This is a genomic window from Paenibacillus sp. NFR01 (assembly GCF_900111565.1).
GTDB lineage: Bacteria > Bacillota > Bacilli > Paenibacillales > Paenibacillaceae > Paenibacillus_AQ.
The window spans coordinates 2,384,215-2,396,640 of sequence record NZ_FOIK01000001.1 but is presented as its reverse complement, the minus strand read 5'-3'; the positions used below and the strand labels follow the sequence as shown (position 1 = coordinate 2,396,640).

11 protein-coding genes are annotated in these 12,426 nt (G+C 56.1%); 5 read left to right on the top strand and 6 right to left on the bottom strand.

Annotated features, from left to right (window positions below):
• Positions 1–27: 27 nt before the first annotated feature.
• Positions 28–783: a tRNA threonylcarbamoyladenosine dehydratase gene (locus tag BMW84_RS10995; RefSeq protein ID WP_091067699.1), complete on the top strand. Its 756-nt coding sequence runs from the start codon at positions 28–30 to the stop codon at positions 781–783.
• A gap of 258 nt (positions 784–1,041) precedes the next feature.
• Positions 1,042–2,343: an NCS2 family permease gene (locus tag BMW84_RS10990; RefSeq protein WP_091067696.1), complete on the top strand. Its 1,302-nt coding sequence runs from the start codon at positions 1,042–1,044 to the stop codon at positions 2,341–2,343.
• Between the two features lie 60 nt (positions 2,344–2,403).
• Here BMW84_RS10990 and BMW84_RS10985 read toward each other — a convergent pair whose 3' ends face one another.
• From BMW84_RS10985 to BMW84_RS10975, 3 genes are all read right to left on the bottom strand, one after another.
• Positions 2,404–3,462 carry a glycoside hydrolase family 53 protein gene (locus BMW84_RS10985; RefSeq protein ID WP_091067694.1) on the bottom strand — a complete coding sequence of 353 codons (1,059 nt, stop codon included), beginning with the start codon at positions 3,460–3,462 and terminating at the stop codon, positions 2,404–2,406.
• A 118-nt stretch (positions 3,463–3,580) separates the two neighbouring features.
• The gene (locus BMW84_RS10980; RefSeq protein WP_091067692.1) at positions 3,581–4,021 is read right to left on the bottom strand and encodes a hypothetical protein; all 441 of its coding nucleotides are present in this window, start codon (positions 4,019–4,021) and stop codon (positions 3,581–3,583) included.
• A complete protein-coding gene (locus BMW84_RS10975; RefSeq protein WP_091067690.1) occupies positions 4,022–4,228 on the bottom strand; it encodes a helix-turn-helix transcriptional regulator in 207 nt (68 codons plus the stop codon).
• A 449-nt stretch (positions 4,229–4,677) separates the two neighbouring features.
• On the opposite strand from BMW84_RS10975, the gene BMW84_RS10970 reads away from it, so the two are divergent.
• Positions 4,678–6,855: a HelD family protein gene (locus BMW84_RS10970; RefSeq protein WP_091067688.1), complete on the top strand. Its 2,178-nt coding sequence runs from the start codon at positions 4,678–4,680 to the stop codon at positions 6,853–6,855.
• Between the two features lie 365 nt (positions 6,856–7,220).
• Positions 7,221–7,502, top strand: coding sequence for a CD3324 family protein (locus BMW84_RS10965; RefSeq protein WP_091067686.1), 282 nt, complete (start codon positions 7,221–7,223; stop codon positions 7,500–7,502).
• 89 nt (positions 7,503–7,591) lie between these two features.
• Here BMW84_RS10965 and BMW84_RS10960 read toward each other — a convergent pair whose 3' ends face one another.
• From BMW84_RS10960 to BMW84_RS10950, 3 genes are all read right to left on the bottom strand, one after another.
• The gene (locus BMW84_RS10960; RefSeq protein WP_175498737.1) at positions 7,592–8,512 is read right to left on the bottom strand and encodes a phosphotransferase enzyme family protein; all 921 of its coding nucleotides are present in this window, start codon (positions 8,510–8,512) and stop codon (positions 7,592–7,594) included.
• A 38-nt stretch (positions 8,513–8,550) separates the two neighbouring features.
• Positions 8,551–10,305: a SulP family inorganic anion transporter gene (locus BMW84_RS10955; RefSeq protein WP_091067684.1), complete on the bottom strand. Its 1,755-nt coding sequence runs from the start codon at positions 10,303–10,305 to the stop codon at positions 8,551–8,553.
• A gap of 172 nt (positions 10,306–10,477) precedes the next feature.
• Positions 10,478–10,813 (bottom strand): ArsR/SmtB family transcription factor, encoded by a 336-nt coding sequence (locus tag BMW84_RS10950; RefSeq protein WP_091067682.1) that lies wholly within the window; start codon positions 10,811–10,813, stop codon positions 10,478–10,480.
• Positions 10,814–10,987: 174 nt separating this feature from the next.
• Between BMW84_RS10950 and BMW84_RS10945 the strand changes: the two genes are divergently transcribed.
• Complete coding sequence (locus BMW84_RS10945) at positions 10,988–12,292, top strand: replication-associated recombination protein A (protein ID WP_091067680.1); 1,305 nt, start codon at positions 10,988–10,990, stop codon at positions 12,290–12,292.
• Positions 12,293–12,426: the final 134 nt, after the last annotated feature.

Genomic DNA, 12,426 nt, shown 5'->3' with positions numbered 1-12,426 from the left:
GTAAACCTCTAAAGGAGGCATAACGTTATGCTGCATCAATTCTCCCGCACGGAGCTCGCGATTGGGCCGGAAGGGCTGGACATCCTCAAGAACAGTACGGTAGCGGTGCTCGGCATCGGCGGCGTCGGCGCGATGGCTGTTGAAGCCTTGGCCCGTACCGGCATCGGCCGCATTATCCTGATCGATAAGGATGCGGTGGACATTACCAATATCAACCGCCAGATTCATGCCTTGACGACAACCGTCGGCCAGAAAAAAGCGGATTTGATGGTAGATCGGGTCAAACTGATTAACCCGGACATCGAAGCGGTCGCGCTGAACATGTTTTATACGGAAGAAACGTACGAGGAGCTGTTCAAGCATAAGCTCGACTACGTCATCGACGCTTCCGACACCATCATCTACAAGATTCATCTTATCAAGGAATGCCTTGCCCGGAAGATCCCGATGATCTCCAGCATGGGGGCGGCCAACAAAATGGATCCGACCCGCTTCAAGGTAGCAGACATCTCCAAAACGGAAATGGACCCGATTGCCCGGGTTATCCGGCAGAAGCTGCGCAAGGATGGCATCAAAAAGGGCGTCAAGGTCGTGTTCTCGACCGAACAGCCGGTCAAGCCGCGCGTGGATGTGACGGAGCAGATTGTTCCGGCCGACGCACCCGACCGCCGCAAGGCGAAGCAGCCGCCGGCGAGCAACTCGTATGTGCCGCCCGTGGTCGGTCTGATCATGGTCAGCGCATGCGTCAAGGATCTGCTGGCCGCCGGAGGCATTACGTACTAACCGGCATCCAATCATTACATTTCAGATGGCAGGGCGGACAGCCGTGAACGCGGCAGGTTCCGTCCTGTTGTCCTTAAGTAAGAGATTCTGGTCTAACAACAATGCAAGGCCCCACGCCGTGGGGTTATTTTCTGCTGTTACCGCCGAGGGCATAAATGCCCAAGGGTGTAGGGATACTGATTACGAAACCGGGGCAGCGGGTAATTTCACCCGGGCGCACTCTTTTATATAAATTACAGGAAAGTTTGAGGTTAATACATGAATATGACATTTTGGCGAAACCGGCTGGGGCTCGCCCCCGAGGACAATTGGAAACGGGAATGGGCGGCGGGCATCCTGTCGTATTTCGCTTCGGTATATATCGTGATGGTCAACGCGGCCATCCTGCATGATGCGGGCATGCCGCTGCGGGCGGCGATGGTCGGCACGCTGCTGACCGCGATCGCGGGCTGCATGCTGATGGCATTCGGCGGCAAATCGCCGATCATCGTCGTGCCGGGCATGGGCATCAACGCCTTTTTCACCTATACGCTGGTGCATAACATGAAGCTGGACTGGCGCGAAGCGCTGGCGGTCGTCGTCGTGACCGGCATCCTGTTTGCCATTGTGGCGTTTACGTCGCTGTACCGCATCTTGAGCGAAGCGATTCCCCATAATTTGCAGCATGCCATCACGGTCGGCATCGGGCTTTTTCTAACCTTTATCGGTTTGCAAAAAAGCGGGATTGTCATCGCACATAAAACGACGTTTGTCGCTATCGGTCATTTCAGTGATCCGAAGGTCATCACTTCCTGCGTGACGCTGATTCTGGCGCTCGTGTTTTTCCTGCGCGGGACGCGCGGGGGGATGCTGATCAGCATGATTGCCGGCACGATCCTGGCTTATGTCCTGGGAGCCGGCCATTCCGCCGATTCCATGGACAGCGGACCGATCTTCAGCGGATACGGCAGCGTGTTCGCAAGCATGGATTTCGGCAGCGTGATCGGCCTGGTCTTCTGGATCGCCGTATTCCTGCTGCTGTTGATCGTCGTCTTTGAAAATATCGGGCTGATCGCCTCGCAGACGATGATGGCCGGCCGGCCCGAACGCTTCAAGAGCAGCCTGCGGGCGCTCTCGCTCGGGAACATCGCCGCCGGGCTGTTCGGCAGCAGCCCGGTCGTGGCGGCCGCGGAGTCGAGCGCCGGGATCGCCGCAGGCGGCAAGTCCGGCCTGACTCCGTTCGTCACGGGCCTGCTGTTCGCGGCCACGTTCCTGTTCATCCCGCTGCTGGCCTACGTACCGGACAGCGCGATTGCCCCGATCCTGATCGTGATCGGCGGCCTGATGGTGCAGAGCATCCGGGACATGGATCTCGGTGATTTGTCGGAGCTGTTCCCTTCGTTTCTGATCATGGTGATGATCCCGTTCACGTACAGCATCGTCGACGGCATGGCCTTCGGCTTTATCGCGTATCCGATCGTGAAGCTGGCGCTGGGTCGGGGCAAGGAAGTGCCGACGGCGCTGTACGGCATCGCCATCCTGTTCGTGGCGAATTTTGTGGTGCACGCCTTGATGGGGTGAATTGAACACGAAAACCGGCTGGGTGATCCCGGCCGGTTTTTATTAATATTAAAGATGGTTTCAGTTCAGGAAGCCCTCCAGCGCAGCCGTCGGCTTGCCGTCCGAGCCCCAGGCGCCCAGATTATAACCTCCGTTATAGCCCGGCGGCGACTCGGGTTCCCAATAGAACACGCCAAGGCCTTTGCCGCCCGAAATATTGCGGACCTTCGTTTTGATCGTGCTGACGAAGTTTTTGGCGACGGCCGGCTGGCTGTAGTCCAGCCCGATCTCGCAGATCATGACGCTTTTGCCGTAGCGGGAGATGAGGTCGTTCGCATTGCTGATCGTCTGATCGACCTTTGTCGACCAGTCCGAAGTGGACGGGTAAAGCGACATGCCGATGTAATCGAAGGTAGCCCCATTGGCGATCAGCCCGCCGATATTCCAGACGAACAGCGCATTGTCGTTGCCGCCGGCAATATGGACGATCGTTTTGGTTGAGGAAAAGACGCTTTTCACCGCATTGTTGCCGGTATTGATGAGCCAGGCGTAATTTTTCATGTTCACGGATGCCTTGCCGTCTTCCCACAGCATGCCGTTGTTCGTTTCATTGCCGATCTGCACCCAGTCCGGTGTAACCCCGGCGCTCTTCATCGTGTTCATGACGTAGACCGTGTGGCTCCAGACGGCGTCCATCAACTGCGTAAAATTGAAGCTCTGCCAGGCGTACGGCTTGGTCTGCTGGCCGGGATCCGCCCAGGAATCGCTGTAATGGAGCGTCAGCATGATGCTCATGCCCGCCGCTTTGGCCCGTTTGGCCAGCGCAGCCGCTTTGTCTGCATTCATATACCCGTTTGCGTAATCGCTCATGTTCGGATTGACCCACACCCGGATGCGCGCCGAGTTGATCTGGTAATCGTTTTTCAGAATGTCGAAAATATCGCGGACCTTTCCGTTTTTGTCCTTCCAGGTGTAGCCCTGCGCCTCCAGCCCGGCCACCCAGCTGATATCTGCCCCTTTGGCAAACGCCGGCGCCGCCTCCGCCCGCTTCGTTCCCGCCCCGGAGAGCGTGGAGAGCACCAATACCAGAGCCAGCAGCGCGAGCCATACCGCGCCTTTGCGACTTGCAGTCTTTATCATTCCTTTACCTCCCATGGATTTGATCGGCGTTACCCCTATAATGTAAACGCTTTATTCGATCGATTGCAGGGAGGCGTTCAATGGTTTTGTATATTTTTCCAACGAAAAAAGAGCGGATTTATAGTTTTCTGGAGTAGTAAGCCAGCAAAGCGAAGAAGACGATGATTACAAAGAATAAGGCGCCAAGCAAGCTGAAGAAAACGACGGAGTCGAAAAAGCCGGCTACGACCGCGGCCAGTGCCAGCCCTACAAGAATGACGGCCAGACCGAGAGTAGCGGCATTCTGGAAAATTTGTCCCGACCGCTCGTCGGTTTCTTTGATATACAGCCGTTTGAGCGCGGCTTCGTCTTTGCGGGCTTTCATATACTTGCCGATATAAAGGATCACGAACAGCTCAAGACCGACAAAGACGCCCGTGTGGAAGCCCTTGATGAAACTCGGCAGATCCGGGAGCAGGTTTCGGGTGAGCAGGAGCGCCAGATAGATCATGGCGGAGCCTATGGCCAAGAGAGACAGGTTGTTCGTGCGGTTGCGCAATTTCATTTTGTATTTCTCCATTTACATTTCCTCCAGTTCGCTGAAATCAAAGACCTCTTCGATGGTCAATCCGAAATACTTGGCGATTTTGTAGGCAAGCACCAGGGAAGCAGTGTATTTGCCCACTTCAAGCGATGTGATGGTCTGCCGGGTAACGCCTACGGCAAGCCCAAGCTCCTCCTGGGACAGCTTGTGCTGCTTGCGCAGCTCGGGGATACGGGTCTTCAAGCGATCACTCCTTGCAATGTTTGCTTTGCATATTTAGCATAATTCGCTTTGCATTAATTGTCAAGCACACTTTGCATTTCGGATGCTATATGGCATTATTTGTCTTGTTGTGATATGATGGATTTCCTTTGTTTTACGAGGACGATTCAGGCAACCGGATTAAAACTTTGGCGATTGATTGAATTTGAAATTTGAATAGAAGAATCGAGCAACGAAGGGGAAGTTTGGAACTGTAGGAGCGCCAGCGTCCGCCTTTGTTTCCGGATGTCTACCGCGAGCAGCGGGTAATCCAGGAAATCTGGAAACAACAGCGGCCGGAAGTCCAAACATTCACCGCGGTTGCGACAGACTGATTACTTCAAATTGATTTTTCAATCTTTTAAAGAGTTTTGCTGCGAAGCCAATTCAGGAAGCGGATGCTTCACAAAACTTTTAGGAGGTAACTGAAATTGGACAACAACTTTCAAAGTGCCTATCAAGAGGAGAAGGAACGACTAGCCGGTACGCTGAGGGAGATTGACAGTGTGCTGGAGAGGCTCCGCGGCATTCCCGTTTATACGGGCCATGATTACACAGAACAGGTGCTGGAGGATGCCCGCGAGCAGCGGCGCAAAGATCTGGCCAAACTGAAGCCGCAGCCGTATTTCGGCCGGCTGGATTTTCAGGAGAACGGCGAAGAAGAGCCGAAGGCGCTGTATATCGGCAAAATCGGCGTCGACAGTGAACAGGTAAGCGACCGTCCGCTGGTGATCGACTGGCGTGCTCCGGTAGCGAGCCTGTTTTATTCGTTTACGGGCGGGCTGGATGCCGCCGCCTACGAGGCGCCGGAAGGGCTGGTCGAAGGGCTGGTGTACCTCAAGCGCAACGTGGTGATCCGCCAGGAGATTCTCGAACGCGTCGCCGACACGTTTAACCGCGACAGCGATGCGCCGGCGGTATCCGACGAATTTCTGGTATACCGTCTTGGCGAGAATAAGGACAACAAGCTGCGCGACATCGTCTCCACCATTCAGGAGGAGCAGGATAAAATCATCCGTGCCGCCAAAAATACCGCACTGATCATTCAGGGCGTTGCCGGCAGCGGAAAAACGACCGTTGCGCTGCATCGGCTTGCTTTTTTGCTGTACCAATACAAGGAACAGGTGACGGCGGAGAAAATGATCATTTTCGCCCCGAACCGGATGTTCCTGGACTATATTTCCGATGTGCTGCCCGAGCTCGGCGTCGGCAACATCGCGCAAAGCACGTTCCCGGACTGGGCCGCCGGGGTGCTGGAGGTCGAGCTGCCTGAACAGGATACGCAGCAGACCCTCAATGCCTGGTTCGAGACGGAGGGCGGCATGCCCGAGATTACGGACGAAACGCCGGGCCGCTTTAAAGGCTCTACGGCGCTTATGGGCGTCATCGAGGACGCGGTTAAGGGGCTGGAAGCGGAAGCGGTGCCACCGGGCGATTTCAGCCCCTGGGACGGCGCCTTGCTGCGCCGCTCCATGATCCTGAAATGGCATAATGAGGAATACCGCCCGTATCCACCAGCCAAACGCAAGGAGCGCGTCATGGCGCGGCTGCACCGCTGGATCGAGATGGAGCTGAAGAAAAGCCCGTCGCTGGCGGCGCTCAAGGACCGCAAGAAAAAAGCGGCGGCCCGGGAGAAGCAATATGCCGCCAAGTGGCCGAAATACGAACCGCTGACGATCTACAAGCAGATGTTCGGCGCGGTCAAGGCGCCGGAAGGTATAGCGGAGGCGGCTTCAGCCGTCATCCCGAAGGCGGTGCAGAAAGAGACCGCTGCAGCGCTTAAGAAGGGGCAGATCCGCGAAGAGGATTTGCCGCCGCTGCTGTACATCCATTACCTGCTCAACGGCGGTGAAGGCACGTTGCGCTTCGACCATATCGTCATCGACGAAGCGCAGGACTTTTCGCCGTTCCAGATTGCGGTGCTCGATCTGTATGTTAAAGGCCATTCCTTCACGATTCTCGGCGACCTGTCGCAGGGCATCCATGCCTACAAAGGCGTTCATGCCTGGGAAGAGATGCAGGCGCTATTCGCGCCGGAGCATACGGCGTACCATGCGCTGACCCGCAGCTACCGCTCGACGATGGAGATCATCGACTTCGCCAATGTCATCCTGGCGGAAGGCGTGCACAGCCCGCTGCTGGCGGTGCCGGTGTTCCGCAGCGGCAACCCGGTGCGGGTGCTTTCCTTCGCGGAAGCCGCCCCGGCCGGGGCGGAAGAGACGCGGCTTGCGGCCGTACGCGGGGCGCTGGCCGAGCTGTCGGGCGACGGGCGGGAATACCGCACCGTCGCCGTCTTGACGCGCACGCTTCGCGAAGCTGAGGCTCTGCATGCGGGGCTGGCCGACCAGTACGCCGGCCTAAATCTGATCGACGGCCGGATGACCGAATACCGCGGCGGCTTGTCTGTGTTGCCGGTTTACCTGTCCAAAGGCCTTGAATTCGATGCGGTCATTCTGGCGGACGCCGACAAAGGCCATTACGGCGAAGCCGCCTGGGACGCCAAGCTGCTGTATGTCGGATGCACCCGCGCGCTGCATGAATTGTGGCTGCTGCACAGCGGGAATTTGCCGTCTTATGTACGCCCGCCTTCCGGTGAAGAACGATTATAACTGTTCTTGATCTTGTAACCCCGTCGTGGCTATGGCTTAATATAAAGTGTCCGGCCGGGCAAGATTACTTCTGGAAGGAGGCTGAGTGAAATGATTTCAGTATATGAGGTGGTTTCCGCCTAACAGCGGAAATCCTGTGTTATGAGGAGGCCGCAAGGCCTCCTTACTTTAAAATAAGCTGCGGACATGAAGCCGCCGGAGCAAGGTCGCATTTCTGGTGTAGACGCTTGCGCTGGGGTTTAATATAATGATTGTATAGGTTTTCCAAAATCCAATTCGAAGAAAGGAGGCAGGTGACATGATTAACATGAACAGCGGAGTGTCGAACGAACCCGGAACACACCTGTTGAAGGAGGATTCACTACGTGAGTTACGTAAACGGAAGGGATGTGCTCCCCCCTGGCCTTCTGGAAGAACTGCAAGGCTACATACAAGGTGAGCTGCTTTACATCCCGAAAAAAAGTGAACAAAGAGTCAAATGGGGCGAAAACAGCGGCACGCGCCGGGAGATCGCGGTCCGCAACGAAGAAATTTTCTGCAGCCACAAGAGCGGCTGCTCGGTGAACGAACTGCAGAAACGCTACCATTTATCAGAAGAAAGCATTCGTAAGATCATCTCAAAAATGCGGCTGGCGATGAACCGCTAGCCCTTCCTTTTGAACAAAGAGCATGACTCCGCCGGTGGGGGCGAGGCCATGCTCTTTATTCATTCGCGGGATACAGAAAGCAAGCCGGCTCAACCCCGGCTTGCTTTCTGCCATTTTTGCAGCCACTCCAGCTGGTCGTCGACGAAACGTTCATCCACGCAGTCCAGCCCGTAAATCTCGATGATGGTGGCCTGAAGCTGGTAATGCATCAGCGCAATCAGGTCGAAGATGGCCGCCCGCATCCGCGCGGAGATCTCACGGTGCTGCGTATATCCGCTCAGAAAACGCTCCAGAATGTCGCGGGTCTCCGCATAATCCTTTTCCTCAAAGCGGAAATAGTCAGTGCAGTTGCAGACCAGTGCAATGTCGTAGAGCGGGAACGACCGGCACGAGGTGTCGAGGTCCAGCAAATAAATATCGCCGGAAGCCGTCTGCAGCAGATTGCCGCGGTTTAAATCCCCATGGCAGTAGCCGTAAGGCAGATGCTTCACCCGCGCCCAAAGCTCGTTTCCGTAGTTGGCATATGCCTGCCATTTAGGTTCGGGATAATTCTTTTTCTTCAAAATCCCGAGGTACCGGTCCAGGAAAAAATCTTTGCCCCGCTCTGTCAGCGGACCGCTGTACCCCTGCATCAGCGCATGAAAAACGCCCGTCAGGCTGCCGATGCTTTCGGCATGCTGATGAATATCCGGCTCTGCGCCCTCCAAATATTCGTAGACCACGAACAGATAACGCCCTTGCGCCGTCTCCGCAATGCTATACGGGCTCCCCGTTCGTCCGGGAATGATGGCCGGTACCGGAAATTGATGACGCCGAAGGTACAGATGAATGCCGATCGACTGGATTGCGGTTTCCAGCATTTGCGGGCGGATGATTTTGAGAAAATAACGCTGATCTCCGGACCGGATAAGATAGGACAGGCTGCCGCCGTCGCGGAACCAAACCATATCATGAAACCCGGAACGATGCTCCCGGTTCAAGTGCTCCAATATTTGCGTCTCTGTAAACATCGTATCCCCCATCATTCCCCAGCGTTATGCGGTGCGTTTTATAGCTGTTGCAGGGAACTATTCGCTGCGGGAACTGCCAGTTCCTTCCTGCGGGTCTGGGCAAGCTGCTCGCATTCGCTGAAGGCAAAATGCCGGCAGCCGGCGCATTTCGTTTCGTTCAGCTTCGTCAGGGCAAGCGTGATGGCTTCCCCGGTTTTTGAGAAAAAGTACTCCGGCCCGATAAAGGCTTCAAGCCCGGTTTTGCGCAGCATCTCCAGCGGCTGATTCTGGATTTCCGAAATGAGCACTCGTCCGCCGTGTTTGGTGAATGATTTGACCACGCCTGCAAAATAGGATTCTGCCGTCGTATCCATATACGGAACATTGCTCATCCGCAGAATGAGCACCTTCGGTTTGCTGCGGAGCTCAGCCTTGATCGATTGCTCGAACATCTCGGCCACGCCGAAGAACAAGGCGCCTTCTATCGTATAAATGCTGATCTGCGGGCAGTTATGCTGCTCATGGACCATGCCGGCGGAGACGCGCTTGTCGGCAGGATCCGGCAGGCCTTTGGCTGTGACGAGGAACCCGCTCATATTTTTGATAAAAACGGCTGCGGACAGCAGCAGGCCGATCTCGACGGCGGTGGTCAGATCCAGCAGCACGGTGAGCAGGAAGGTGCAGACGAGAACGACGGATTCGGCATTCTTCATCCCGAGGATATGGGCGAATTCCTTGCGTTCGCTCATGTTCCAAGCGACCATCATCAGGATCGGGGCCATACTGGCCAGCGGAATTTGCGAAGCGTATGGCGCGAAAATCATCAGCACCAGCAGCACGACGACGCCGTGGATGACGCCCGAGAGCGGCGAGGCCGCGCCGTTCTTGATATTGGTCGCCGTACGGGCAATCGCTCCGGTGGCCGGGATGCCGCCGAACAGCGGCGTGACGAGATTGGCGATGCCTTGGCCGACCAGCTCTTTGTTGCTGTTGTGGCGCGTGCCGGCCATCCCGTCGGCGACGACGGCGGACAGCAGCGACTCGATGCCGCCGAGCATGGCGATAATGCACGCCGGTCCGAACAGCCGGCGGATATTATCGAAGGACAAATCCGGCAGATGCAGTCCTGGCAGGGAGCTGGAGATGGCCCCGTACGCCGAGCCGATGGTGGCGACCCGGTCGGGGAAAAATACCGTTGCCGCCACGGTAGAGACCAGCAGCCCCACCAGCGATGGCGGGAACTTCGGCAGTACTTTCGGCATCAGCAGCAGGACGGCAAGGCAAATGCCGGCGGTCAGGACGCTGTATACGCTCGTCGTTCCCAAATGCTGACCGATTTCTTTCATATTCGGTAAAAACTTTTCATGCTTTTCAAGATTGCGCAGCCCAAGAAAATTGGCGATCTGCCCCGAGGCGATGGTCACGGCGATGCCGGTGGTGAAGCCGATCGTGACCGGACGCGGGATGAAGCGGATCAAGCCGCCGACTTTGAACAGCCCCATCAGCACGAGCAGAATTCCGGCAAGAAAACCGGCCGTCAGCAGGCTTTCATAGCCGTATTGCATGACGATTGCGAAGAGAATCGGCACAAACGCGCCGGTCGGCCCGCCGATCTGGAATTTGGAGCCACCGAACAAGGAGATCAGGATGCCGGCTACGATGACGGTGTACAGCCCGTATTCCGGCTTTACGCCGGAAGCAATGGCAAACGCCATCCCCAGCGGGATGGCGACGATGCCTACGATCAGGCCCGATATGATGTCTTTCCGTAAAGCGCGGGCGTCGTAGCCCGAAAATCTGCTGTCTAGTTTCATTCTCCATCCCCACAATTTCAAATATCTGATTATTTGAATATATACAACATGAATATTAAGGTCATCGCCCTCCGCTGTCAACGGTTTAACGTATATTTTTACATTTAAATGCGGAATCTTTCGTGCAGAAAAAAAGGGCGGATGATCCGGCTTACGCTGGTCATCGCCCCTTCTAGGTCATGTCTTGATTCTTGATATTCTCCAATAGCGAAATGGCATTAATGAGATGATTGTCGAAAATTTTCTTCGCCACCGTCAGCAGATCCTTGATCAGCGGATCCCTCAGCGAATAGATGACCGAAGTACCGTCCTTCGTGCCGACGACAACGTTTTTGCTGCGGAGCACCGCAAGCTGTTGGGAGACGGCCGAGCCTTCGCTGCCGAGAATGGTCTGCAGCTCGTTGACGTTTTTATCGCCCTCAGACAATAATTCAAGGATGCGGATTCGCAGCGGATGGGCCAGCGCTTTGAAGAAATCGGCTTTGAATTGCTGTATTTCCTGCAACATGTAGTTCTCCTCTGACCTTTGAAGATTTAAATATATGGTGTTAAGTATAATGGCTGCCCCCCATAATATCAATCTTTAACACTAGCCGCTTCTGGGGCGGAACCGCGCATTGTGGTATGATAGAGGAAGGGCCGTTTTGCCCGGATACCAAGTTTCGGCAAGGAAGTGACTGGCATGGATTTGTTTTCATTCGGCGAAGATACGGGCGGCGGGCGTCTGCTGGCAGACCGGATGCGCCCGGAGAATCTTGATGAATATATCGGACAGGAGCAGATCGTAGGCAAGGGAAAACTGCTGCGTAGGGCCATCGAAGCGGACCAGGTCTCTTCGATTTTGCTGTATGGCCCCCCGGGCTGCGGCAAAACGACGCTGGCTCATATTATTTCCCATCATACGCGCGGCGAGTTTGTCCGGCTGAACGCGGTCGAAGCTTCGGTCAAAGATGTACGCGAGGTTATCGAGCGTGCGGAGACCAACAAGGCGCTGTACGGGAGCAAGACGATTCTGTTCCTGGACGAGGTGCACCGTTTTAACAGCTCGCGCCAGGATGCGCTGTTGCCCGCCGTCGAGAAGGGGACGATCATCTTTATCGGCGCGACGACGGAGAACCCGTTCCACTATGTGAACGGGGCGCTGCTCAGCCGCTCCACGCTGTTCCAGTTGGAGCCGCTGACGAGCGAACACAGCATGGCCGCCATGCGCCGGGCGCTGGCCGACGAGCAGCGCGGCCTCGGCTTCATGCAGCTTGAAGCCGATGACGAGGCGTTGGCGCATATCGCCGCCATGGCCAACGGAGACATCCGCCGCGCGCTGAACGCCCTGGAGCTGGCGGCGATGACAACGCCGCCGCGTCCGGACGGCAGCGTGCACATCACGCTGGCCGTGGCGGAGGAGTCGATCCGCCGGCCGATCGTCAAAGCCGACGAGTCCACGCAATACGACGTGCTGTCGGCTTTCCATAAATGCATCCGCGGCTCCAGTGACGCCGCGTTGTTCTGGTTTCTCTACGCCGTCGAGAAGCTCGGCATGGACCCGATGACGTTCATCCGCCGGCTGATCGCGGCCAGCAGCGAGGACATCGGGTTGGCGAACCCGCAGGCGATGATCCAGGCGGTCGGCGCGCTGGACGCGTACCGCAACAACGGCTGGCCGGAGGCGCGGCTGAATATCGCGCAGGCGATCCTGTTCGCGGTGGAAAGCCCGAAATCCAACGCGGTCGCCATGGCGATCGATAATGCGCTGGGCACCATCGAGGAGCTGAAGTCGGCCGAGGTTCCGCTGCACCTGCGGGACACGCACTATAAAGGCGCGGTGAAGCTTGGCCATGAAGGTTATTTATATCCGCATAATTTTCCGGGACATTATGTAAAGCAGGAGTATTTGCCCAAGGCCATTTCCGGGCGCAAGTTCTATGAAGCGACCGAACAGGGCAACGAAGCGAAAATCCGCCATAACCAGCAGCTGCGCCGCGGCTTGTAGCAAGCTAACACCCAATAACAACCAGCTCACTTCCGATGGAAGCAAGGGCTGGTTATTTTATTTTCTTCATTTCTTATTATTTTCTCGATTACTAATTTCAGGCATTTAAACAGAGTGAATTAATAGGAATAATC